Source organism: Nonomuraea sp. NPDC050227, from assembly GCF_044459705.1.
In the GTDB taxonomy this organism is placed as follows: Bacteria; Actinomycetota; Actinomycetes; order Streptosporangiales; family Streptosporangiaceae; genus Nonomuraea.
In genome coordinates, this window is record NZ_JBITJF010000002.1 from 822,564 (window position 1) to 846,361 (window position 23,798).

Annotated in this window: 21 protein-coding genes; 6 read left to right on the top strand and 15 right to left on the bottom strand. The window is 73.0% G+C overall.

Features of this window, described 5'->3' with window-relative positions:
- Window positions 1-24 precede the first annotated feature (24 nt).
- Window positions 25-849, top strand: a complete 825-nt coding sequence (locus tag ACIBK9_RS11115; protein ID WP_397157108.1) for a GNAT family N-acetyltransferase — start codon at window positions 25-27, stop codon at window positions 847-849.
- Here ACIBK9_RS11115 and ACIBK9_RS11120 read toward each other — a convergent pair.
- The 12 genes from ACIBK9_RS11120 to ACIBK9_RS11175 form a co-directional block, all read right to left on the bottom strand.
- Window positions 795-1,469: an ATP-binding cassette domain-containing protein gene (locus ACIBK9_RS11120; protein WP_352362680.1), complete on the bottom strand. Its 675-nt coding sequence runs from the start codon at window positions 1,467-1,469 to the stop codon at window positions 795-797. The genes ACIBK9_RS11115 and ACIBK9_RS11120 overlap by 55 nt on opposite strands.
- A complete protein-coding gene (locus ACIBK9_RS11125; protein WP_397157110.1) occupies window positions 1,469-3,268 on the bottom strand; it encodes a dipeptide/oligopeptide/nickel ABC transporter permease/ATP-binding protein in 1,800 nt (599 codons plus the stop codon). Before ACIBK9_RS11125 ends, ACIBK9_RS11120 begins: the two co-directional genes overlap by 1 nt.
- Complete coding sequence (locus tag ACIBK9_RS11130) at window positions 3,268-4,197, bottom strand: ABC transporter permease (RefSeq protein ID WP_397157112.1); 930 nt, start codon at window positions 4,195-4,197, stop codon at window positions 3,268-3,270. The genes ACIBK9_RS11125 and ACIBK9_RS11130 overlap by 1 nt, the downstream gene beginning before the upstream one ends.
- Window positions 4,198-5,775 carry an ABC transporter substrate-binding protein gene (locus ACIBK9_RS11135; protein ID WP_397157114.1) on the bottom strand — a complete coding sequence of 526 codons (1,578 nt, stop codon included), beginning with the start codon at window positions 5,773-5,775 and terminating at the stop codon, window positions 4,198-4,200.
- Between the two features lie 96 nt (window positions 5,776-5,871).
- Window positions 5,872-7,455: a helix-turn-helix domain-containing protein gene (locus ACIBK9_RS11140; RefSeq protein WP_358287157.1), complete on the bottom strand. Its 1,584-nt coding sequence runs from the start codon at window positions 7,453-7,455 to the stop codon at window positions 5,872-5,874.
- Between the two features lie 29 nt (window positions 7,456-7,484).
- Complete coding sequence (locus ACIBK9_RS11145; RefSeq protein ID WP_397157116.1) at window positions 7,485-8,339, bottom strand: serine hydrolase; 855 nt, start codon at window positions 8,337-8,339, stop codon at window positions 7,485-7,487.
- On the bottom strand, window positions 8,332-9,651 hold the full coding sequence (locus ACIBK9_RS11150; RefSeq protein WP_397157118.1) for a serine hydrolase domain-containing protein: 1,320 nt from the start codon (window positions 9,649-9,651) through the stop codon (window positions 8,332-8,334). The genes ACIBK9_RS11145 and ACIBK9_RS11150 overlap by 8 nt, the downstream gene beginning before the upstream one ends.
- A gap of 9 nt (window positions 9,652-9,660) precedes the next feature.
- Window positions 9,661-10,974 carry a serine hydrolase domain-containing protein gene (locus ACIBK9_RS11155; RefSeq protein WP_397157120.1) on the bottom strand — a complete coding sequence of 438 codons (1,314 nt, stop codon included), beginning with the start codon at window positions 10,972-10,974 and terminating at the stop codon, window positions 9,661-9,663.
- Window positions 10,938-12,785: a S9 family peptidase gene (locus tag ACIBK9_RS11160; RefSeq protein ID WP_397157122.1), complete on the bottom strand. Its 1,848-nt coding sequence runs from the start codon at window positions 12,783-12,785 to the stop codon at window positions 10,938-10,940. The genes ACIBK9_RS11155 and ACIBK9_RS11160 overlap by 37 nt, the downstream gene beginning before the upstream one ends.
- A gap of 113 nt (window positions 12,786-12,898) precedes the next feature.
- Complete coding sequence (locus tag ACIBK9_RS11165; RefSeq protein WP_397157124.1) at window positions 12,899-13,405, bottom strand: pyridoxamine 5'-phosphate oxidase family protein; 507 nt, start codon at window positions 13,403-13,405, stop codon at window positions 12,899-12,901.
- A gap of 149 nt (window positions 13,406-13,554) precedes the next feature.
- Complete coding sequence (rox, locus tag ACIBK9_RS11170; protein WP_397157126.1) at window positions 13,555-15,024, bottom strand: rifampin monooxygenase; 1,470 nt, start codon at window positions 15,022-15,024, stop codon at window positions 13,555-13,557.
- A gap of 215 nt (window positions 15,025-15,239) precedes the next feature.
- Entirely contained in the window at window positions 15,240-16,214 is a 975-nt protein-coding gene (locus ACIBK9_RS11175) for a helix-turn-helix transcriptional regulator (protein WP_397157128.1), read from the bottom strand.
- Between the two features lie 103 nt (window positions 16,215-16,317).
- Between ACIBK9_RS11175 and ACIBK9_RS11180 the strand changes: the two genes are divergently transcribed.
- The 3 genes from ACIBK9_RS11180 to ACIBK9_RS11190 all read left to right on the top strand — a co-directional run bounded on the left by ACIBK9_RS11180 (window position 16,318) and on the right by ACIBK9_RS11190 (window position 18,832).
- Window positions 16,318-16,713, top strand: a complete 396-nt coding sequence (locus tag ACIBK9_RS11180) for a RidA family protein (protein WP_352362696.1) — start codon at window positions 16,318-16,320, stop codon at window positions 16,711-16,713.
- Between the two features lie 117 nt (window positions 16,714-16,830).
- Window positions 16,831-18,054, top strand: coding sequence for an FAD-dependent monooxygenase (locus tag ACIBK9_RS11185; protein ID WP_397157130.1), 1,224 nt, complete (start codon window positions 16,831-16,833; stop codon window positions 18,052-18,054).
- Between the two features lie 43 nt (window positions 18,055-18,097).
- Window positions 18,098-18,832, top strand: a complete 735-nt coding sequence (locus tag ACIBK9_RS11190) for a TetR/AcrR family transcriptional regulator (protein ID WP_397157132.1) — start codon at window positions 18,098-18,100, stop codon at window positions 18,830-18,832.
- Between the two features lie 39 nt (window positions 18,833-18,871).
- On the opposite strand, the gene ACIBK9_RS11195 is transcribed toward ACIBK9_RS11190, so the two are convergent.
- Both ACIBK9_RS11195 and ACIBK9_RS11200 read right to left on the bottom strand, forming a co-directional pair.
- The gene (locus tag ACIBK9_RS11195; protein ID WP_397157134.1) at window positions 18,872-19,345 is read right to left on the bottom strand and encodes a carboxymuconolactone decarboxylase family protein; all 474 of its coding nucleotides are present in this window, start codon (window positions 19,343-19,345) and stop codon (window positions 18,872-18,874) included.
- A gap of 99 nt (window positions 19,346-19,444) precedes the next feature.
- Window positions 19,445-20,044: a CGNR zinc finger domain-containing protein gene (locus tag ACIBK9_RS11200; RefSeq protein WP_397157136.1), complete on the bottom strand. Its 600-nt coding sequence runs from the start codon at window positions 20,042-20,044 to the stop codon at window positions 19,445-19,447.
- 86 nt (window positions 20,045-20,130) lie between these two features.
- Between ACIBK9_RS11200 and ACIBK9_RS11205 the strand changes: the two genes are divergently transcribed.
- Both ACIBK9_RS11205 and ACIBK9_RS11210 read left to right on the top strand, forming a co-directional pair.
- Complete coding sequence (locus ACIBK9_RS11205; protein WP_397157138.1) at window positions 20,131-20,919, top strand: MBL fold metallo-hydrolase; 789 nt, start codon at window positions 20,131-20,133, stop codon at window positions 20,917-20,919.
- Between the two features lie 59 nt (window positions 20,920-20,978).
- Window positions 20,979-22,235: an MFS transporter gene (locus ACIBK9_RS11210; protein ID WP_397157140.1), complete on the top strand. Its 1,257-nt coding sequence runs from the start codon at window positions 20,979-20,981 to the stop codon at window positions 22,233-22,235.
- Window positions 22,236-22,239: 4 nt separating this feature from the next.
- On the opposite strand, the gene ACIBK9_RS11215 is transcribed toward ACIBK9_RS11210, so the two are convergent.
- Window positions 22,240-23,730 carry an FAD-dependent monooxygenase gene (locus tag ACIBK9_RS11215; RefSeq protein WP_397157142.1) on the bottom strand — a complete coding sequence of 497 codons (1,491 nt, stop codon included), beginning with the start codon at window positions 23,728-23,730 and terminating at the stop codon, window positions 22,240-22,242.
- Window positions 23,731-23,798 lie beyond the last annotated feature (68 nt).

The following is a 23,798-nucleotide window of genomic DNA, read 5'->3' on the forward strand; positions in this document are numbered from 1 at the left end:
AGTGCCGTAGCGTCACCGTGACACTTGAGCATTCGGAGGGCCGGCACGTTGATCGCGATCAGGGAACTCCATGGGATCGCGGAGTTCGAGCAGGTCAGTGAGCTGTTCGACGGGATCTGGCACTTCGACCCGGACAGCCGGCCGATCACGGTCGAGCTGATGCGGGCGATGTCGCACGCGGGCAACTACGTGGCCGGCGCGTACGACGACGCGGGCCGCCTGGTGGGCGCCTCCGTCGGCTTCTTCGGGGCGGGCAACACGTTGCACTCCCACATCACCGGCGCGGCCGGCGGCCACGGCATCGGCTTCGAGCTGAAGCTGCACCAGCGCAGCTGGGCCCTGGAGCGCGGCATCGACCGCATCACCTGGACCTACGATCCGCTGGTGCGCAGGAACGCCCACTTCAACCTGGCCAAGCTGGGCGCCCGTCCCGAGGAGTACCTGCCGAGCTTCTACGGCGTCATGACCGATGCCATCAACCAGGGCAGCGACTCCGACCGCGTGCTGGCCTCCTGGTCGTTGTCGGCGCCGCACGTGGCGGCCCTCGTACGGGGCGAGCCCGGCCGGCGGCCTCTCCCGGCGGACGCCGCGATCGTGCTGGCCGACGAGGACGGACGGCCGGTGACGCGCGACAGCGACGCCACCACCCTGCTCGTGGCGCTGCCGGAGGACATCGAGGCGCTGCGCGTCACGGACCCCGGCGCCGCCAAGGCGTGGCGGCTGGCCGTCCGCGAGGTCCTGGGCGGCCTGCTCGTGGAAGGCGGCGTGGTGACCGCCTTCCACGACAAGGCGTTCTACGTGGTGGAGCGGCCCAGCCTGGGCACGGCCTCCAGCAGCGACCGGGTGTAGTCGTGGGCGGGGGCGCCGACCACTTCCTCGGTCGGCCCCAGCTCCACGATGCGCCCCTGGTGCAGCACCGCGACCACGTCGGAGACGTAGCGCACCACGGCCAGGTTGTGCGAGATGAACAACATCGACAGGCCCAGCTCGTCGCGGAGCCTGCGCACCAGGTTCAGCACCGAGCCCTGGACGGACACGTCCAGGGCACTGGTGATCTCGTCGGCGACCAGCAGGTCGGGCTCGGCGCCCAGCGCCCTGGCGATGGCCACGCGCTGACGCATGCCGCCTGACAGCTCGCGCGGGTAGCGCGTGGCCACCTCGGGCGGCAGGGAGACCAGCGACAGCAGCCTCTCGACCGAGCCCTTGCCGCAGCCCTCGGCGATGGACGCCCCGACCTTCATCCGGGGGTCGAGCGAGGCGTAGGGGTCCTGGAAGACCATCTGGACGCGGCTGGCGCCGGTGATGGTGCCGGTGTGCGGCACCAGGCCGCTCACCGCCCTGGCCACCGACGACTTGCCCGACCCCGACTCGCCGACCAGCCCGACGATGGACCCGCTCGGCACCTCCAGGGTGATGTCGTCGACGGCGGTGAACGAGCCGAACCGCACCGTCAGGTTCTCGATGATCATCAGACCTCCCAGCAGGCGACCTGGTGCGCCTTGCCGTACGACGTCAAAGGGGGACGCTCGCCGGCGCAGCGGGCCGTGGCGAGCTCGCAGCGGGCGGCGAAGGCGCAGCCGTCGCCCACGTCGGAAGGGGCGGGCTGACGGCCGGGGATGCTGGCCAGCGGCAGCGACCTGTCGGTGTCCATGTCGGGCAGCGAGTCGATGAGCGCCCGCGTGTAGGGGTGCGCGGCGCCGGTGGCCAGCAGTTCGACCGGGAGCTGCTCGACGACGCGGCCGGCGTACATGACGACGACCACGTCGCACAGCTCGCCGACGACGGCGATGTCGTGGGAGATGAACAACGCCGCCGCGCCGGTCTCGTCGGTGACCTCGCGCAGCAGCTTGAGTATCTGCCGCTGCACCGTCACGTCGAGCGCGGTGGTGGGCTCGTCGGCGATGAGCAGCCTGGGGGTGCCCATGAGGCCCATGGCGATGACGGAGCGCTGCCGCATGCCGCCGGACAGCTCGTGCGGGTGGCGGCGGGCCACCCGTTCGGGCGCGGGCAGGTGCACGTGGCCGAGCCGGTCGACGGCGCGCCGGTGGGCCTCGGCCTTGCCGGCGCCCTGGTGCACGATCGCGACCTCGGCCAGCTGGCCGCCGACTTTCAGCGCGGGGTTGAGCGAGGCCATCGGGTCCTGGAAGACCATGGCGAGCGCGGTTCCGAGTTCCTTGGGCGACATCTCGGAGATCTCCTGGCCGTCCAGCGCCAGCCTGCCCGCCGTCACCACGCCCGGGTACGGCACCAGCCCGCCGATCGCGGCGGCGGTGAGGCTCTTGCCGCTGCCCGACTCCCCGACCAGCCCGGCGATCTGCCCGGGCGCGACGGTCAGCGACACCCCGCGCACCGGCGTGACGCCGCCGGGGAAGGTCACCGTCAGGTCCTTGACCTCCAGCACCGCCTCGGGGTCCGGCTCGCCGGGGGCGGGCGGCGCGGCGGGCCTGGCCTCGCGCGTGTGCACGGCGGTGCGGGCGGCGGCCTTGGCCAGCGCGTCCCCCAGCAGGTTGAAGCCGATGCCGGCCAGCGCGACCGCCAGGGCGGGCCCCAGCGCCACCTCGGGCGTGACGTAGATGCGGCCGAACCCGTCGAACAGCAGCCGCCCCCAGTCGAAGGCGGGCGGCTGCACGCCGAGGCCCAGGAACGACATCCCGGCCAGGCCCAGCAGCGCGCCGCCGAGCGCCTGGGTGAGGTTGAGGATGAGCGGCTCGGCGATGTTGGGCAGCACGTGCCTGGTCAGGACGCGCATGCGCGGCACGCCGAGCATCCGGGCGGCCGCGACGTAGTCGGCGCCCGCGATGGTCGCGGCCAGCGTCTGGGTGAGCCGGGCGAAGCTCGGGGCGATGGCCACGCCGATGCCGAGCACCGCGCCCTTGGCCCCGAGCCCGGCGACCACCGCGGTGAACATGGCCAGCAGCAGGCCGGGGAAGGCGACGAGGGCGTTGACGGCGCCGGTGACGAAGCGGGCGCCGCGCGGCGGCAGCACCGAGGGCAGCGCGCCGAGCACGGTGCCGACGGCCGCGCCGAAGAGCGTGGCCGCCAGCGCGAGCAGGAGGGAGAACCGGCCCGCGACCAGGACCCTGGCCAGCAGGTCGCGGCCCAGGTTGTCGGTGCCGAGCGGATGGGCGGCCGAGGAGCCCTGCAGGATGGCGCCCGCGTCGATCTTCTCCGCCGCCGCGCCCCAGATCGGCGGGCCGACGACGGCCAGGACCACCATGAGCGTGACCAGCACGGCTCCGGCGACGGCGGCCGGGGTGCGCAAACGCATCAGTTTTCCTTGATCTTGGAGGTGGGGTCGAGCGCGCCCAGGATCAGATCGACGGCGAGGTTCACGACGAGCACGATCGCGCCGTAGACGAGGATGACGCCCTGGGCGACGGGATAGTCCTTCTGCGTGATCGACTCGACGATCTTCAGGCCGAGCCCCGGCCAGGCGAAGACGTACTCCACCAGCACGCTGCCGGCGATCAGCGAGGTGAGCAGCAGCCCGCCCACGGTGAGCGTCGCGGTCAGCGTGTTGGGCAGCACGTGCCGCAGGTGCAGGCGGGCGGCGGGCAACCGTTTCGACCGGGCCAGCCGCACGTAGTCGGTGCCGAGCTCGCGCAGGGTCTCCACCCGGGAGATGCGGGCGATCATCGCGACCGGGCCGATCGCCAGGGCGGCCACCGGCAGGACGTACGACATCGCCCCCTCCTTGCCGGCCGGCGGGAACAGGCCGAGCCCGATCGACAGGACCGCCACCAGCGCGATGGAGTACAGGAACTCCGGGACGGCTACGGCGGTGCCGGTGACCGAGCTGAAGGTGATCTCGGTGCCCCGGTTCCTGCCGTTCTCCGTGCGGATGGCCGCCCACATGCCGAGCGGCACGGCCAGCAGCAGCGCCACCACGGTGGCCAGCAGCGCCAGGCCCAGCGTGTTGGGCAGCCGGGCGGCGATGACCTCGCCGACCGGCTCGCCCGTCAGGAAAGAGGTGCCGAAGTCGCCGGTGAGGATGTGCCCGACGTAGGCGGCGAACTGCTCGGGCAGCGACTTGTCCAGCCCGAGCAACTGCTTGCGGGCGTTGACCAGCTCGACCGGCGCGGCCGGGCCGAGCGAGGCCCGCACCGGGTCGCCGGGGATGAGATGGATCATCGCGAACGACGCCACGAGCAGCACCGCCAGCGACACGACGAAGCGCACGAGGCGCCGTACAGTCACTCAGCCTCCCTGGGTGAGGCGGATCGTCGAGGGCAGGAACAGGCCGGCCACGGTCCGGAAGGTGGCGCCCTTGGTGGCGGTCAGCGAGTTCATCTCCACCACGGGCACCAGGTCGGCGGCGTCGAACAGGGCCGATTCCGACTTCTCCCACTTGGCGCAGCCCTCGGCGCCGGTCAGCTTGGCGGCCTCGGCGACCAGCCGCTCGTACTCGGCGTTCTTCAGGTGGGCGAAGTTGGCGCCCTTCGGGGCGGCGGGACCGGACAGGAAGCCGACCAGCTGCGAGGGCAGGGTGACGCCGATAGGCAGCCAGACGGCGTCCCAGTCCTGGGTGGCGTTGAGCGACTCCGACAGCTTGGTGTCGATGACGCCGTTGAGCTTCACGTCGACGCCGATCTTCTTCCACGCCGCCGCCATGTACTCGGCGGCGGCCACGATGCCGGGGCCCCTGGTGGTGCCGTACATGAGGCGCAGGGAGAGTTTCTTGCCGTCCTTCTCCCTGATGCCGTCGGCCCCGGCCTTCCAGCCGGCCGCGTCCAGGGCGGCGGTGGCGGCCGCCGTGTCGAAGGCCGGCACGTGACCGGTGACGGTGTCGCCCTGGCACGGGCGGGGCTGCGCCACGAGCCCGGTGGCCGGCTTGCCGGTGCCGCCCGAGGCGATGCCGCCCAGCTCCTTCATGTCGAGTGCCTGGGTCAGCGCCTTGCGGACGGCGGGATCGTGGCCGGGCCTGTCCTCGCCCTGGTGGAAGAAGTACTGGCCGTTGCCCTCCGACTCGATGATCTTGCCGAGGGCGGGGTTGGCCTCCAGGCGGGTGCGATCCGGGCCGAAGAAGGTGGCGGCGTTGAGCGAGCCGGCGATCAGCAGGTTGGCCGCCGTCTGCTCGTTCGGCACCACCTTGAGCACGAGCGTCTCGGGGATGTCCTTGGCGGTGCCCCCCTCGGGGCCCCAGGTGTACTCCCGGCGCGCCTTGAAGGTGTAGTGGTCGCCGGGCACGGCCTCGGTGAGCTGGTACGGGCCGGTCCCGGAGGTGCCGCGCGCGAGGAGCGAACGGTCCTTGACGGCCTTGCCGCAGACGATGAACAGCAGCCGTGAGCTCTCCAGGATGAAGCTGAACGGCTCGGGCGTCGACAGGGTCACGGTGCCGGCGGCCTCGTCGGCCTCGGCCTTCATCCCGGCCGGTACGAGCACGCCGTAGATGGGCGACTTGGTGGCGGGGTCGGCGATGTGGTTGACGTTCTCGGCGACGTCGGACGGGGTGAGCTTGGAGCCGTCGGAGCAGGTGACGTCCTTGCGCAGGGTGAAGGTCACGCGGTCGGGCTTGACGTCCCACTTCTCGGCCAGGCCGGGGACCGTCTTGCCGTCCGCCGAGGTGGAGACCAGGGTGTCGTAGGCCACCGACAGGACCTTGTTGGTGACCGAGAGCACGCCCATGGCGGGGTCGAGCACCCCGGGGTCGGCGGTGACGGCGGCGGTGAACGTGCCGCCCGTGACAGGCTTGCCCGTACTGCCCGCCGTACCTCCGCCGCTGCCGCACGCGGCCGCTAGCAGGGCCAACGCGGTGAGCACCGCTGTCTTCTTCATGGCGACTCCAGGAGAGCGTGGGGTGGTGACCCACCTTCGTCCCTCGCGGCCCGACCTTCTTCGTCGCCCTTCACAAAAAGCGCGGACGACCTCGTGCTAGCGTCCGAAGATCCGCATCTGCAGCATCACGGTGAGTCGCGCGTCGGGGTCGGACAGGTCGAGCCCGCTGATCTCGGTGAGCCGCTTGAGCCGGTAGCGGAAGGTGTTGGCGTGCACGTGGACCTGCGCGCAGGCGGCGTTGACGTCGCCGAACGCGTCGAGATACGCCCGCAGGGTGGCCACCAGCTCGCTGCCGTGCTCGGCGTCGTGCGCCAGCAGCCGCTCGTACGGGCCGGTGGGCACCTGCTCCTCGGCGGCGACCACGTCGGAGACCTGGAGCAGCAGCGACTCGAAGTGCACGGCCGTGTAACCGGCGACCTGGCCGGCCAGGCCGCGGGCGCGCAGCACGCGCAGCGCCCGGTCGGCGTCGGCGCGGGCCCGCGCGACCTGGGAGAGGTTGGCGGCCAGCCGGCCGACCCCGATGTTGGCCGCGTGCCGCGGGCCGACCCTGGCCAGGAAGGACTCGGCGACGCGAACGGCCCGCGTCTCCTCGTCGCCGCCCGAGCTCAGCGGCAGGACGGCGTAGGCGACCGAGCCGATCATCGCGGCGGCCGCCTTGGGATGGATGGCGCCGACGTGCAGCGCCAGGGCGTCGCAGAAACGTTGCCGGTCGCTCTCGCCGCGCGCCGGGTCGGCCGCGTCGCCGTCGGCGAGCTGGGCGGCGAGCACGCACAGGCGCTCGGTGGCGATGCCGAGCCGGCCCGCGGCGTCGGCCGCGTCGGAACCGCCGGCCAGGACCGTGGACAGCAGGTCGGCGCGCAGCCGCCGCTGGGTGTCGGCGCCGGCGCGCTCGCGCAGCAGCTGCAGCGCGACGATCTTGGCCGCGTCGGCCAGGGCGCGTTCGCGCTGCGGGGTGAGCGGCTCGCGCACGGCGACCCAGATGGAGCCGAGGATCTCGTCGCCGATCCGGACGGCCACGGCCGCCCGGTTGATGCTGTCGCCGTCGAGCTCGATGTAGATCGGGTCGCGGCTCTGGTAGAGCTTCTTGAAGAAGCCGCGCTCGTCGAGCATGCGCTGGAAACGCTCGGGCACCTGGCGGCCGAGCACGGTCTCGACCCGGCCGGGGTCGGCTTCGTCCTGCCTGCCGGAGAAGGCCAGGACGCGGGTCGACCGGTCCTCGATGGTGACGGGCGCGTCGAGCAACGCGCAGACGGCGTTGGCCAGCGCGAACAGATCGCCCTGCGGCCCCTTCTCCGGCATGGCCAGGTCGCCCTCGGCCAGCAGCGAGCGCAGCAGCGCGGCGACCTGCGACCAGGACGCGGCCCTGGTCAGCCCGAGCACGGCGACGCCGGTCTCCAGGACCTTGCTGCGCACCTGCTCGTCGACGTCGACCGGCAGCTTGACGACGATGCCGCTGGCCTCGCGGGCGGCGTCGAGCAGGCCGCAGATGGCGGTGGCGCCCTGCACGCCGACGGCCAGCAGCAGCCCGCCCGGCGGCACGTACAGCTCGTCGAGCGGGTCGTAGATGTGCACCCCGGTGACCTCGGTGTCGAGATCACCGGGCGAGGCGGCCACGTCGAGGACCGTGCTGCCGAGATCGAACAGGATCCGCTCAAGGCTGGCACGCGGACGGCTGTTCATCCGCTCACGATAGTCGACGTAGACCGTCATCAGCCGCGCAGGTGCTCGACGGCGAGACGGGCGGCCTGGCCGATGGCGGCGTCCGCGGCCGGGATGCGGAAGGCCAGGTTGTCGCCGTGCAGGAACACCGCGACGGCGTACCGGCCGCCGTCGGGGTACTCCACGACGCCCGCCTCGTTGCGCACGCCCCACAGGGTGCCGGTCTTGGCCGACACCCGCACCTCGTCCGGGAAGCCCGAGGAGAGGCGGTGCGGCCAGATCTGCCTGCTCATGATGTCGCGCACCTCCGCGCACGCCTCGGCGGTGCCCGCCTCGTCGCGCCAGACCGAACCGAGCAGGGTGGTGATCTCGCGGGGCGTGCCCGCGGTGGTCCGTTCCGGATCGCGTACGGCCAGCGCCCTGATGCGCTCCTCGGGGATGCCGGCCACGTCGATGGTGCCCAGCTCCTCGACCACGGACTCGAACAGCGTCGCGCAGCCGCCGATCAGACGGGTGCGCCTGAGCCCGAGGCCCTCCAGCGTGGCGTTGACGCGGTCGAGGCCCACCCGGCGCAGCAGCACGTCGGTGGCCGCGTTGTCGCTCATCGACATCATGAAGTGGGCCAGGTCGCGCAGCGTCAGCGACACGTCGTCGGCGCAGCCCGAGGTGCCGATGCCGCCGTCCTTGTCCGCCGCGGTGACGGTGAGCCGTTCGGTGCGGTCCACCTCGCCCGCCGCGGCCTGCCTGGCGTACTCCAGCAGGATCGGCAGCTTGAACACCGAGGCCAGGACGACCGGGGCGTCCGGGTCGAGGCCGATCTCGGCCGCGCCGTCCACGTCGCGGGCGTGCACGAAGCCGCGCACGCCCGCCGCCGCGAAGACCCTCTGCGCGTCCCGCTCAAACACGCGGGACCGCCCGGCCGTTGTGCAGGTGCGTGGCGACCCCGTCCCGGACGACGAACGTGACGGTGTCGTGCCTGCCCTCCTCGGGCTGCTCGGCGATGAAGGTGTCCTCGGCGAGGTGGACGTACCTGGCGGTGGTGCCCTGCTGGCCCATGCTGGCCATGAACGCGCCGGGGATCAGGGTGACCTCGACGCCGCCGCCCGCCGCCGAGACCTCGTAGGCCAGCTGCGGCCCCTCGTACCGGCCGGTGTACGGCGCGGGGTCCACGGCGCGCGGCTGCTCCGGCGGGGCGGGCAGGTCGGGCACCGCCAGCCCGCCCTCCCTGAGCAGCGGCAGCAGCAGGTCGTTCATGACGCCGATGAAGTTGCCGCCGTTCAGGCTCATCGCGATCGCGTACGAGCCGTCGTCGGCCACCCGCCAGAACGTGCTCTGGCCCGGGGTGCCGCCGTCGTGGCCGTAGGCGCCCCAGGTGAACAGCTCGAAGCCGAGCCCCCAGTTGGCGGCCATCAGGCCGGGCACGCCCGGCACCGCGACCTGCGGGGTGCGCATCGCGGCGACGCTCTCCGCCGACAGCACCCTGGTGCCGTCCTCGGCCAGGCCATCCGCGGCGAACATGCGGCCGAACCGCACCAGCTCGCGCGGGGCCAGGCACATGGTGGCCCCGGCGGGCGCGTTGGAGCGGGGCATCTGCCACTGGGGGCAGACGTCGTTGCCCGGCCCGATGTGCCCGGCCGACGCGCGGAACAGCACGGCCTCCTCGGCCAGCAGGGCCGCGTGGGTGGCGCCGAGCGGCTTCAGCAGGTGGTCCCGCATGGCCTGTTCCCAGGTCGTGCCGCGCAGCCTGGCCACGATGGCGCCGAGCACGCAGTAGCCGGCGTTGCAGTACGAGAACAGCTCGCCCGGCTCGTGCACCTTGCCCGCGCCGTGCAGGTAGGCCACGAACTTCTCGAGGCTGTCGTCGCCGCGCCCGGTGTCCTCGAACAGGTCGCCGTCGAAGCCGCCGGTGTGCGTCAGGAGCTGCCTGACGGTGATCACGGCGTCGTAGGACAGGGCGAACTCGGGCAGGTAGTGCCCGACCTCCTCGTCCAGGTCGAGCAGGCCCTCCTCGGCCAGCTGCATGATCAGGGCGGCCGTCCACACCTTGGTGGTCGAGCCGACCTGGAAGACGCTGTCGGTGGTGGTCTCGACGCCGGTGTTGCGGTTGACCACGCCCGTGGCCGCCTCATGCAACTGGCCGCCGGTCCACACGGCGATGGCCGCGCCCGGCACGTCGTGCGCGGCGGCCGCTTCGTCGAGGCGTTTCTGCAGGTCCATGCGGTCTCCTCAGGCGATCTTGGGGGTGGCGCGGACGCCGAGGTGGAAGTAGGGCGAGCCGTCGTCGAGCTGGTAGAACACGCCCGAGACCCAGTCGGGGTCGCCCTCGCGGCGGCCGACGAAGGTGACGTCGTCGACGGCGACGAGGTCGAGGTCGAACGGCTCCTGCAGGGCGGCGAGCGCGCCCGTCGCCTCGACGCGCAACCTGAGCGCGCCGTCGTGCACGCTGGCGGTCATGCGCGCGCCGACCCGCTCGTAGACGCCGGCGTACCGCTCGACGTCCACCTGCACGGGGGTCTCCGGCGGGCCGAGCACCGGCGGCACGGCCAGGCCGTCGAGCTCGGCGAACAGCTCGGTGGCCACGGCGTGGGTGAGGGCGCCGCTGTGGCCGCCGTTGGTGGTCACGCACACGACGGTGCCGGTGTCGGGCACGACCCAGAGCATGGCGTGCTGGCCGATGGTGTTGCCGCCGTGCGAGATGACGCGGTGGCCGGACCACTCGTCGAGGATCCAGCCGATGCCCCACTGCCTGCCCAGGGTGTGCGGGTTGGGGATGTCGACCTGCGGCTCCCACATCGCCCGCGGGTCGTCCAGCACGCCGCCCTCCAGGTGGGCGCGGCCGAAGGCGACCACGTCACGCGGACGGGCGCAGATGAGGCCGACCGGGCCGCACGAGCGCATGAGGCCCCACACCGGGGCCGCCTTGCCGTCCTCGACGTGGCCGTGCGCGGCGCGGAAGCGCAGCACGTCCTCCGGCAGCGTCCAGGTGTGGGTCAGGCCGAGCGGCTCGCAGATGTTCTCGCGCAGCACCTCGTCCCAGGTCTTGCCCTCCAGCACCTCCAGGATGCGCCCGGCGATGACGAAGCCGGAGTTGCAGTAGGACTGGGTGGCGCCGAGCGGGTGGTTCTGTGCCAGGTCGGCGCAGGCCTCGACGTACTTCTCGATGCAGTCGTCGCCGCGGCCGGTGTCGAGGAACAGGTCGCCGTCGATGCCGCTGGTGTGCGACAGCAGGTGCCGGACCGTGACGGTCTTGGTCACCTCGGCGTCGGCGACCCGGAAGCCGGGCAGCAGCTCGGCGACCGGGGTGTCCAGGGTCAGCCGGCCGCGCTCGACCTGCTGCATGAGCAGGGTCGCGGTCCAGACCTTGGAGACCGAGCCGATCTGGAACAGGGAGTCGGGGGTCGCCTCCACGCCGGTGTCGACGTTGAGCACGCCCGCGGCGAACTCGTGCAGCTCCCCGTTGTGCAGGTAGGCGAGCGCCGCGCCCGGGACCTCGTACTTCTCGATCAGTTCGGCGAGACGCTGACCCATTGATCCAGCCACGCGAGGATCCTTTCGTTGTAGTCGAAGCGGTGTGAAGGCCGTCCGTTGAGGATGAACAGGTGTGAACCACCGGGATACCGGACCAGGCGGACCGGCACCCGGCGCTCGCGCAGCGCCTCGAACCACTGCTCGGCCTGGCCGATCGGGCAGCGGTCGTCCGACCCGCCGTGCAGGATCAGCGTCGGGGTGACGACGTCGCCGGCATAGGTGATCGGCGACTGCTCGACGAATTCGTCCCTGACCTCGTGCTTGGCCAGGAAGTAGCCGAGGTCGGCGGTGCCGGCCATGCTGCGCAGGTCGACCACGACCCCGCCGGGGACGGCGGCGGCGAACCGCCCGGTCCTGCCGGTGAGCCAGCAGGTCATGTAGCCGCCGTAGCTGTAGCCGGTGACCGCCAGCCGGGCGGGGTCGGCGACGCCCTCCTCGACCAGGACGTCGAGCGGGGTGAGGAAGTCGTCCTCGTCCGAGATGCCCCAGGCGCCGAGCCCGGCGTTGTAGAACGCCTCGCCGTACCCGTCGCTGGCCCGGGGGTTCACCAGCAGCACGGTCCAGCCCTGGGCGGCGAGCGCCTGGTGGTAGAGGTGCACGCCGTCGAAGACGGGCGCCCAGGCGTTGTGCGGGCCGCCGTGGATGTCCAGCAGCAGCGGGCCCGGCTCGGTCAGCGTCTCGTCGCGCAGCACGAACGCCTCGACCGGCGTGCCGTCGGGGGCGGTGAAGGTGCGGCTGCGCGCCTGGAACAGCTCGACGCCCTCGGGGGCGTGGTCGGTGAGGGCCTCGCCGTCGAGGTAGACGTCACCGGAGCTGCGCGGCGTGGCGGCGACATAGGCCACCCGTCCGGCGGCGACGCTGACGCCGGCCACGTTCCGGTCCTCGTCCACGATGCGCTCGGCGACGCCGCCGGGCGTCAGCCGGTACAGGTGGGTGAATCCGCGGTCGCGGACGCAGAACAGCAGGTCGTCGCCGTTCATCGTGGGCGTCGCCCCCGGGTAGCCGGGCGCGCCGATCATCACGTTGCGGTCGAGGCCGATCTCGATCTCGGCGAAGTCATCCCCTTCCAGGGCGAACAGGCGGGTGTGGCCCTCGGGCACTCCGCGATAACCGGCCACGATCCAGCGGCCGCCCAGCCACCAGACGCCGGCGCAGATCACGCCGTCGCCGCCCGCGCGTTCGAGCGCGCCGTCCTGCTTGGGCTCGACCAGGTAGAGGCCGCCGCAGATGTCCAGGTCGCGGTCGGGGTCCAGGCCGGCGGTGAAGGCCAGCAGGTCGCCGTCCGGGGCCCAGGCGGGCGCGCCGGCGTGGAAGTCGCCCGAGGTCACCTGGGCCGAGGCGCCGTCCTCGACGTCGACGACGAACAGGTGCGTGGTCAGGCCGCACAGCAGCCCGGCGCCGTCGGCCTTGTACTCCAGCGTGTCGATGACGATCGGCGCGTTCGGGTCCACCTCGCCGGACGGCCCGGCGTAGGCGATGCGGGTGCCGTCGGGCGACCAGACGGGCACGCCGGCGCCCAGCGGCGCCGAGGTGAGGACGCGCGGCTCGCCGCCGTCCATGGGCAGCAGATGGATCTGCGGCGGCCCGCCGGCCGGGCGCAGGAAGGCGAGGGTGCGGCCGTCGGGCGACCAGCGGGGGGCCGCGCCGGTCGCCAGCCTGCGCGGGGCGGCGCCCGGGGTGGCCAGCCAGATCTCGGTCACGTTGGCGTCGGACTCGCGGTCCGCGGTCGTCAGGGTGTAGGCGACGGCGGAGCCGTCCGGACGCAGCTGTGGATCACCGGGTACGGCCAGGCCGTACAGGTCGTCGAGGGAGAGGCGGCGCATGACCGAACGCTAGGCCAGGTCGTCGCCGTCCTCTTCATCGTGGACGACGAATAGCGTGTGAGACCTTGTGCCCGGGGCCAAAGCGCCCGGGCCGCCGGTTCGTGCGGGGCCTTCTACCGGGTCGCGGCGCTCTCCCGCTCGGCCCGCTGCCTGATCAGCTCCTCGACCGCGCTCGGCAGGGTCGTCTCGAAGTCGATCAGCTTCGCCCACGTCGGGGTGACGATGATCCGGACCATGCCGTCGTAGAGCGAGCGGACCTCGGCCTCCCACTCGACCCGCTGCTCGGCCGTCATCTCGTACGAGCCGTTGATCTGGAGGAACTCCTCCGGGATGCCGTCCACGACGTCCAGTTCGGCGCGGCCGCGGATCAGCAGGATCTTGGGCGGGTGCACCTCGGTGTCGATCGTCAGGGCGACCGTCGGGTTCGCGCGCAGGGCGGCGAGCTTGGGGGCGTTCTTCGTGGTGCACATGACGATCTCGGAACCGTTCCAGGTGAACGAGATCGGGACGTTGCGCGGCGTGCCGTCCTTGGCCACGTACGCCAGCCGGGTCAGGTCGCGGGCCAGCAGCTCCCGGCTGATCGGCCGGTTCAGGATCTCGGTGATCTCGTTCGTCCGCATGGTCGTCCCTTCGGGGTCGTCTTCGTGTTCCGCCCCTGGGACGGAGCCGCCGGAGGGTTCTCGACATCCGCCGGCGAACAATTCTTCGGCGCCGGCCGCTGCCCGGTGACCGGACCAGACCGCCGGTCACCGGGTTCATGGCGGGGACGTCAGCCGACGGGCGTGCCGAACCAGCGGGACAGGTGGATGTCCAGGTCCCGCTGGTCGTCGCCGATCCAGGCGACGTGGCCGTCCGGACGCAGCAGGACGCACGGGACGTCGAGGGCCGCGGTGGGATCCGCGAGGTGGTCGACCCGGTCCGACCAGCCGCCGGGGGTCAGGCGTTCGGTGCGGTCCAGCAGCAGGCCGCGGCCGCGGCGCAGCAGGTCGTAGAGGCGGCCCTGTTTCACGTCGATGTCGCGCAGGCGGCGGCCGACCAGGTCGGGGCCCTCGCCGAAGTCGTAGCGGACGCCGATCGCGGTGATCTTCTCGATCAGGTGGCGGTTCACCTCGTCGAAGTCCATCAGCTCGGTGAGCAGTCTGCGCACGGCCCGCGGGCCCGGTTCGGCGGACAACAGCTCCGTCTGGGCGCGGGTGTTGTCCAGCACGTCGGCCGCGACCGGCCGGCGTTCGGCCTGGTAGGTGTCCAGCAGCGGGCCCGGCGCCCAGCCGCGGAGCTGCGCGGCCAGCTTCCAGCCGAGATTGACGGCGTCCTGAACGCCCAGGTTCAGGCCCTGTCCGCCGATGGGCGGGTGGATGTGCGCCGCGTCGCCGGCCAGCAGCACCCGCCCGACCCGGTACCGCTCGGCCAGGCGGGTGGCGTCCCCGAAGCGGGACAACCAGCGCGGGGAGTGCACGCCGAAGTCGGTTCCGGCGACGGCGCGCAGCTGTCGCCTGAAGTCGTCGAGGGTGGGCGGTTCCGCACGGTCGCCGGGCTCGGCCGCGGGCACGACGACGCTGTATATCCCCTGGCCGAAGGGCCGGAGCCAGAACGGCTGGGGCTTCTCGCGCATCCCGGCCATCGTGGCGGCCACCGTGGCGGCGATCTCCTCCTGCGGTACGCCCGCCTCCATCTCGCCCATCAGCGTCCCGTTCCGCGAGGGTTCGCCCGGGAAGCCGACGCCGAGCAGTTTGCGCACCGTGCTGCGCCCGCCGTCGCAGCCGACGAGGTAGCGGGCGCGCACCCGTTCCCCGTCGGCCAGTTCGACGGTCACGCCCTCGTCGTCCTGGTCGAGACCGGTCACCTCGTGACCGCGCCGGACGTGCGCGCCCAGGTCGAGCGCGTGCTCTTCGAGCAGCCGCTCGATGACGGGCTGCGGGAGGCCCACCATGTAGGCGTGCGCGGAATCCAGGCCCTTGGGCGCGGGCTTGTCGATGGCGGCGAAGAAACCGGCGGCCGGACGCTGTCGTCCGTGCTGGAGCACGCGCTCCAGCAGGCCGCGCATCGCCATCAGTTCGAGGCTGCGCACGTGCAGACCGACGATGCGGACGAACGACTTGGGCTCGGTCTCCTTCTCCAGGACGAGGACCCGTACGTCGTGCAGCCGCAGTTCGGCGGCGAGCATCGCGCCGGTCGGCCCGCACCCGGCGATGACCACGTCGTAGTCGAGGGGCGCTGCGGTGGGCTGCGGAGAATGCATGGTTGTTGCCTTTCGGGAGTGCCTGCTGGCGCGGCGCTCCCGGCGACACCTGCCTCAGTCGCCGACCGTGACCCCTGAGGGGAGCACCCATGTCGTTGCTGTGTCCACGGGTACCACCTCCTCGATCTCTCGCACGGCCACCGGCAAACTAACAGCGACCCCCGCGGCCCGCCAACAGGTTTTCAGGCAGGCTCCGCGCGGCAGGCGGCCGGTTCTCAGGACGGCGCCCGGTAGCGGGTGGCGAGCGCGGTCGCGCGGGTGTGCAGGGAGTCGCGCAACCACTGCGGGGACAGGGCCTCGGCGTCCGCGCCGAGCTGCCACAACGCCCAGACGGCGTGCCTGTCGTCCTGGAACGTCACCTCCAGCCGCAGCAGGCCGTCGGCGTCGGCCTCCTCGGCGAGAACGGCCAGCGCGGTGCCCAGCAGCTCCTCCCGCCGCCTCGGGGCCATCCGCACCAGCACGGTGACCTGGTCGCCGCCGGTGCGGAACCGGGTGCTGCGCTCCTGCCAGGCCCGGTCCAGGTCGACCCGGTCGGGCCGTTGCGCGGGTTCGGGAAGCGCCCTGGCGGCCTGGACGCGCGACAGCCGGTAGGTGCGGTCGGCCCCGGACCTCGTGGCCAGCAGGTAGCCGCGGTCGCGGATGGTGACCAGGCCGATCGGGTCGACCGTCCGCCACTCGGGCGCCCCGCCGAAGGGCGCGTAGTGGATCTCCAGCTTGCGTCCGGCGAAGACCGCGCGCAGGACCTCGGCCGCCACGTCGTCGGGCACCTCCTCGGCGGCCAGCCGGCGGGACAGCAGGTCGGTCTCCGGGTCGATGAGCAGCCGCTCGGCCGCGCCGGCCGCGGTGTCCCGGTAGCTGTCGGGCAGCGCGTCGACCACCTTGAGCATCGCCGAGGCGAGCGCCGAGCCGAGCCCGAACGCCTGCGCGCCGCGCCGCGACCCGGCGACCAGCAGGGCGAGCGCCTCGTCGGGGTTGAGGCCGGTGAGCTCGGTCCGGAAGCCGGGCAGCAACGCGAAACCGCCGTGCCGGCCGCGCTCGGCATAGACCGGGACGCCCGCCGCGGACAGCGCCTCGATGTCGCGCAGCACCGTGCGGGTGGACACCTCCAGCTCGCGGGCGAGGGTGGTCGCCGACAGCCGTCCGTGCTGCCGCAGCAGCAGCACCAGGGAGACCAGCCGGTCGGCACGCATGCGAAAACCCTATCGAGATACACGACACAGGATGTCGTGATTCGTTGGGAGGCTGATCACCATGACGTCGAAGAACGTGACATCGAACGGAGCTGACATGACACTGGAACGAACGGCGATCAACCCGGTCACCTGGTCGGTCGAGATGGGGTTCAACCAGGGCGAGCTGGTCTCCGGGCAGACCCGCACCCTGTACTGCTCGGGGCAGACCGCGACGGGCGACGACGGCACGCCCCGGCATGACGGCGACCTGGCGGCGCAGCTGGCGTTGAGCCTCGACAACCTGGAGGCCGTCCTGGGGAAGGCCGGCATGTCGTTGACGGACCTCGTCCGGCTCAACGTCTACACCACGGACGTGGATCTGCTCTTCCAGCACTACGGCGTGCTGGCGGCGAGGCTGGGGGCCGCCGGGGCGGCGCCGGCCACCACGATGCTCGGCGTGACACGGCTGGCGATCCCCACCTTGATGGTCGAGCTGGAGGGCACCGCGGTCGCCTGACGCGCCCGCGCCGCGCTCCTCCGCCTTCCTGGCCCGCTCGTGCGAACTGACCAACAGAACCGTTTTGGTCAGTTCGTTCGCTAGCATGCTCAGGGAAGCTCGTGAAAGGAGTGCGCCATGACGAATGCGGGCGGGACGACTGGCCGGGCGCTGGTGGTCGGGCTGGGGATCGCCGGGATCGCCACCGCGTTGCGGCTGCGCCAGATCGGCTGGGAGCCGGTGGTGGTGGAACGGGCGCCTGCCCGCCGCTCCGGCGGTTACTTCATCATGCTGTTCGGCGCCGGCATCGCCTCGGCCGGGCGGTTGGGCGTGCTGGAGGCCATCGGCGACCGCAGCGGCCCCCATGTCACCAGCTACGAGGTGGACCGGGCGGGGCGCCGGCGTCCCGGGATGAACCCCTCCCTCCTCCCCGGCGGGCCCCGGCCGCTGCTGCGCGGCGACGTGGAGCGCGGCCTGTTCGCGGCGCTGCCGGACGACGTGGAGATCCGCTACTCCACCGTCCCCGCCCGCATCACCCAGGACGACGCGGCGGCGGAGGTGACGCTGCGCGACACCGCGTCCGGCGCCACCGTGACCGAGCGCTTCGACCTGGTGATCGGCACGGACGGCCTGCGCTCGACGGTGCGCCGGCTCGTCTTCGGCCCCGACGAGGAGTACCTGCACCCGATGGGCTACATGGTCGGCGCCACCGTGCTCGACGGCCCGGTCGACGGCTTCGGCCTGCACGAGGGGCTGGTCCTGGCCGAGCCGGGCCGCTCGGTGTGGGCCTTCCCGTTCGCCGACCACGCCCCGAGCGTGCTGTTCTCCTACCGCACCGCCGACGCCGACGCCGAGTTCCGCCGCCCGCCGGTCGCCTCCATCCGCGCCGCCTTCGGCCCCGAACCCGCCGGCCCCCTGCTGGAGGGGCTGCTGACCCGCTACGAGCAGGCGCCCGACGCGCTGTTCGACTCGGTGCAGCAGGTCAGGATGCCGCGCTGGCGCCGTGGCCGGGTCGTCCTGGTCGGCGACGCCGCCTGGTGCGTCACCCTGTACGCGGGCATGGGCGCCTCCAGCGGCATGGCCGGCGGCGAGCTGCTGGGCACCATGCTGCAACGCCACCCCGGCGACCTGCCCGGGGCGTTGCGGGCCTGGGAGGCGCGGATGCGGCCGTTCGTCCGCCTGCAGCAGGAGAGCGCGCTGCCCGGGCGGCGCATCTTCACCCCGCACGACCGTAAGGAGCAGTTGCTGAGAGCTGGGATGATGCGCCTGATGCGGATGCCGGGCGTCGGCAGGGCCATGGGCAGGAGAATGCTCAACAACAAGGACATGCGGGCCAAGAACCTCGACGTCGCCGCCCTCTGACGCACAACCGAAGATCCTGCCCCACGACCCGGAGGACAGCGCAGTGAGCCGCCTGATCGAACACCACTCGCACAAGGCCGCCCGCATTCTGGACAGCGCGCGCGAGCTGGTGGCCGACCACGGCGTGCGTAAGGTCACCGTCAGCGAGATCGCCGCGGCGGCCGGGGTCGGCAAGGGCACCGTCTACCTGTACTGGCCCACCAAGGAGGACCTCGTCCTCGGCCTGTTCGCCCGGGAGCTGCTGGCCTTCCTGGAGGCGGTCATCGCCCGCATCACCGCCGACCCCGCCGCCGTGCTGCCGCGCCACCTGGCTCCGCTGCTGGTCCGCACCGGGCTGAGCTCCCCGCTGGCCCGCCGCCTCGCCACCAAGGACGCCGACCTGGTGCGGCTGCTCACCGAGCAGACGGGCGACCGCGACCTGTTCGACCGCACCCGGCCCAGCGCGATGTGCCAGGCGGTCATGCCGGTCCTGCGCCGGCACGGGCTGCTGCGCAAGGACCGCCCGCTGGCCGACCAGTCCTACGCCATGCACGCCCTGCTCACCGGCTTCGGCACCGCCATGTCCGTCCCGGACTCCGCGCCGCCCAGCGCCGGCGACCCCGCGGACGTCCTCGCCGACGCCGTGGCCCTGCTGCTCGAACCGGCGATCGTCCCCGCCGGCCAGGCCGTCACCGCGGCCGCCGACGACACCGCCGCCGCCTTCCGCGAGACGAGGAACGCCGTCCTGGACATCATCGACCGCACCCAGACCGCCGGCGACGCCCCCGGCCGGCGGTAGCGGGCGCGGGGGCGTCGTCGGGGGCGTCGCCGGGGTCGTTCAGCGGGCGGCGGGCTGGTAGGCGCCGCCGCGCTGCCGGTTGATGACGGCGAAGCGGTTGGTGGCGTTGATGAGCGCGATGAACGCCACCAGGGCGGCGAGCTGGTCGTCGTCGTAGTGCTCGGCGGCGTTCGCCCATGCCTCGTCGGTGACGCCGCCGGCGCCGTCGGCGATGCGGGTGCCCTGCTCGGTCAGCTCCAGGGCGGCCCGCTCGGCGTCGGTGAACACCGTCGACTCGCGCCACGTGGCGACCAGGTTCAGGCGCTTGACGGTCTCACCGGCGTGCGCGGCGTTCGTGCCGTGGACGTCGGTGGCGTAGCCGTCGCCGTTGATCTGGCTGGCGCGCAGCATCACCAGGTTCTGGGTCGTGGCCGGCAACGCCGACTCCTGGATGAGCACCGGGGCCGCTGCGCCGTAGTGTCCGAGGGCCTTGGCGACGACCGGGCTGCCGAAGAGGTTGAGGCGGGTCTCCATGATGTGCTCCTTGCTTCTCAGTGGTTCGACCAAGAGATGCCGGAGACCCGCGTCCTGTGACAGCTGAACATGTGACGTGCGCCACACCGGCGCGGGCCGTCAGCCGGGAGTGGGCTGGGTGCGCCGGGCGTAGGCGCGGGCGGCGCGGGCGCGGTCGCCGCACCGCGTGGAGCACCAGTGGCGGCGGCCGTGCCGCAGCAGGTAGCGGTTGCAGGGCGGAGATCCGCAGCCGGTGAGGCGTTCGGCGTCGGGGCCGGTGAGCAGGTCGGCCGTGTTGGCGGCCAGGGTGGCGAGGGCGCGGTCGAGGATCTCGTTGGTGGGGCACGGCGTCGCGCGGTAGGGGCCGTTCTTCTCGTCCCAGTACAGCAGGGCGGCGGTGGGGGCCTTGCTCAGCGCGTCGTTGACGGCGGACAGGGCCGTGGGCAGGACGGGCAGCCCCGCGACCCGCGCGCTGAACAACGCCCTGACGTGCTCGCGCAGCGAGCGCAGCTGCGTCGCGCACATCTCCTGCACCCCGGCGTCGGCCGGCGCGAGGCCGCGTTCGGTGAGCCAGCGATTCGTCGCCGCGGGCGTGCCGAGCAGGTCGACGAACTGCCCGCCGGGCAGCGCGATGGCGCTGTTGACGAAGTCGAGGGCGAGGTGGTCCTCCGCCCCCGGCGCGGGCGGCAGCACGGACTCGGCGGTCGGCGTCTCGCTCATGTGTCTCATGGTACGGCTTGCGCTCGTCCGTGAGACACCGTTACCGTCATCACGGATAAACTGCTCTCCATCCGTGAGGAATTCGCATGGCCATTTTCGGCGCGCCCATCGAGCAGATCCCCGTCCGCGTCCTGGGCGGTCCCACCGCCCTGTTCGAGTACGGCGGCCTGCGCTTCCTGACCGACCCGACCTTCGACGCCCCCGGCGACTACCACGTGCCGGGCGGCCGGCTGACCAAGACGGCTCCCCCGTCCGCCACGCCCGCCGACCTCGGCCGCATCGACGTGGTCCTGCTCTCCCACGACGAGCACCCCGACAACCTGGACCACGCGGGCCGCGCCCTGCTGGCCGACGTCCCGCTCACGCTCACCACGCCCGGGGGCGGGCAGCGGCTGGGCGGCACGGCCAGGGGCCTGGCCGACTGGGAGTCGATCGAGCTGGACCGCCGCGACGGCGGCACGATCACCGTCACCGGCGTGCCCGCCGTGCACGGCCCCGGCCCGCGCGAGGAGGTCGAACCGATCACCGGCCAGGTCGTCGGGTTCGTCCTGACCGGGGAGGGCCTGCCCACGGTCTACGTCAGCGGCGACAACGCCTCGCTGGACGCGGTCCGGCAGATCGCCGGCCGGTTCGGCCCGGTGGACACCGCCGTGCTCTTCGCCGGTGGGCCCCGGTTCTCCGTCCTGTTCGACGGGCGGCTGATCGTGCTCGACAGCGCGCAGGCCGTGGAGGCGGCCCGGATCCTGGGCGCCCGCCGGGTGGTGCCCGTGCACTACGACAGCTGGGCCCACTTCACCGAGGGCCGCGACGACCTGGTGGCCGCCTTCACGGCCGGCGGCCTGCTCGACCGCCTGGACCTGGGCGACCGGGCCTGACCACGCCTGCGGGCCCGGGCCACGCCGTCGATGCAACCCCTCTTCGAAAGAGCTCTCTCGTGACGACCAACGTGCCCGTCCGGGCAGACGACGTCCCGCGCGTCGAGGCGCAGCGCCGCTCCCTGATCGTCCTGGTCATCGCCCAGGTCCTCAGCGGCGTCGGGCTGGCGGCCGGCGTGACCGTCGGCGCCCTGCTCGCCCAGGACATGCTCGGCTCCACCGGCCTGGCCGGGCTGCCCAGCGCCGTGGGCACCGCCGGCTCCGCCCTGGCGGCCGTCGCCGTCGGGCGCCTCTCCCAGGCCCGCGGCCGTCGCCCCGGCCTCGCCCTGGGGTATCTCGCCGGCGCCGTCGGCAGCGGCGGCGTCATCGTCGCCGCCGTCGCCGGCCACCCCGGCCTGCTGTTCCTCTCCCTCTTCCTGTACGGCGCCGGCACCGCCACGAACCTCCAGGCCCGCTACGCCGGAGCCGACCTGGCCGCCCCCGCACGCCGGGCGGCCGCGGTGTCCACCGTGCTGGTCGCCACCACTTTGGGCGGCGTGGCGGGGCCCAACCTGGCCGCGCCCACCGGCAGCCTCGCGGCCGTCCTCGGCGTCCCGTACTTGGCCGGGCCGTTCCTGCTCGCCGGTGTCGCCTACGCGCTGGCCGCCCTGGTCCTGGCCGTCTGGCTGCGTCCCGACCCGCTCCTGCTGGCCCGCGCACTCGAAGCCGACCTCGCCGCCGCGCCGGTGGACGCCGCCGGCCGGCCGCGTCCGGACGCCGCGCGGCGCCGCCCCGGCGTGCCGGCCGGTGCGCTGGTCATGGTGCTCGCCCAGGTCGTCATGGTCGCGATCATGACCATGACGCCGGTCCACATGCACGACAGCGGCTCCGGCGCCGCCGCGTCCGGCCTGGTCATCGCGATCCACATCGGCGCGATGTACCTGCCCTCGCCGCTGACCGGCCGGCTCGTGGACCGCCACGGCCCGCTCGCGGTCGCCGCCGCCTCCGGGCTGGTCCTGCTGGCCGCCGGAACGCTCGCCGCCGTCGCCCCCGACGACTCCGTCGCCGGGTACGCGGTGGCCCTCGCGCTGCTGGGGCTGGGCTGGAACCTCGGCCTCGTCTCCGGCACCGCGATCATCACCGACGCGGTCCCGCCGGCCACCCGCGCCAGGACCCAGGGCTGGGTCGACGTCTCCATCGCGATCGCCGGCGCCGCCGGCGGCATGGCCTCGGGCCTCGTCGTCGCCGTCGCCGGTTACCCGCTCCTCGCCGTCGGCGGCGGCGTTCTGGCGCTGGCCATCGTGCCGGTGGCGGTCAAGGCCGCGCGCGACCGATGATCGTTCAGGGACGTTCACCGGCGGGAGCGCCCGCCCACCGCGTCAGGGCGTCGGTGAGGCCGGAGACGTCGGTGACGGAACCGGCCCAGCAGACGTGGCCGTCGGGCCGTACCAGGACGGCGTCCGCCCCGAACTCCGCCTGCGCGTGCACCCGGCCGATCCTGGCCGACCACGGCCCGGCGGCCCGCGCGAACGCCGCCTCGTCGGCGGTCGTCACCAGCAGGCCGCGGCCGTCGCGCAGCAGCCGCGCCACCCTGTCGGGCCCGGACGACGTCACCAGGTCGAGGTCGGGGACGCGGCGTCCCAGCAGGTGATGGCGGCGGCCGGGCAGGTCGTAGCGGATGTCCAGCCCTGAGATCATGCCGGCGACGATCCGGTTGGCCTCGGGCACCCGTACGAGCTGCTCGACGATGTCGCGCAGGGCCAGGTTCTCCTCCTCGGGCACGATCAGCACCGCCTGCGCCCGGGTGTTGGCCAGCACGCGCGCGCCGACCGGATGCCGTTCGGAGTGGTAGCTGTCGAGCAGCCCCTCGTGCGCCCAACCGCCGATCTCGGCCGCCAGCTTCCAGCCCAGGTTGAACGCGTCCTGCAGCCCGAGGTTGAGCCCCTGCCCGCCCATGGGCGAGTGGATGTGCGCGGCGTCACCGGCGAGCAGGACCCGGCCGTGCCGGTACCGTTCGACCTGCCGCGAGGCGTCGGTGAACCGGGACGCCCACCGGACGCCCGTCAGCCGGACCCCCGGGCCGAACTCGTTGCGCAGTGCCCGCTGCACCTCCTCCTCGGTGATCGGGGTGTCGCGGGACAGCGCCTGCTGCTCGGCCCCGTAGAACAGGAACCGGTGCACGCCATCGCCGATGGGCGCGATGTAGCCCTTGCCGGTCTTGTCGGGCGTCATGACGGGCAGCGTCCAGGTCTCCGGCACGGCGCCGTCCGGGTCGGCGATCGTGATGTCGGCGACCACCGAGAGCAGCCTGCCGTCCAGGCCGGGAAAGCCGACGCCCAGCAGCTCGCGGACGGTGCTGCGGCCGCCGTCGCAGCCCACCAGGTAACGCGCGGCGAGCCGCGACTTGACGCCCGCGGGCCCGAGCAGGGTCGCCTCGACCCCGTCGGCGTCCTGCGACAGCGCGGTCACCTCGTGCCCGCGCAGGATCTGGACGCCCAGCTCGCCGAGCCGCTCCTCCAGCAGCGCCTCGACGCGCCCTTGGGGGATGCCGATCGAGTACGGATACCGGGTGTCCCAGGCGGTGTAGTCCAGTCGGAGCCCGGCGAAATGCCCGCCGGGCACCCGCTGGATCGCCCGGTCCATGAGGGGTTCGAGGAGACCGCGTGACTCCAGCGCCTCCGCGGAGCGGGGCTGGATGCCGAGCGCCTTGGACTGCCCGCTGCGCCGGGGAAGCCGTTCGACGACCACGGCCGCCACCCCTGCGAGGCCCAGCTCTGCGGCGAGCATGAGCCCGGTCGGCCCGGCTCCCACGACGATCACATCGACGTTCATCACGGATGCTCCGTTCGACAGGGATCGGCGATGAGGCCGCCGACCGCTGCGCCGACGCTAACGGCGAG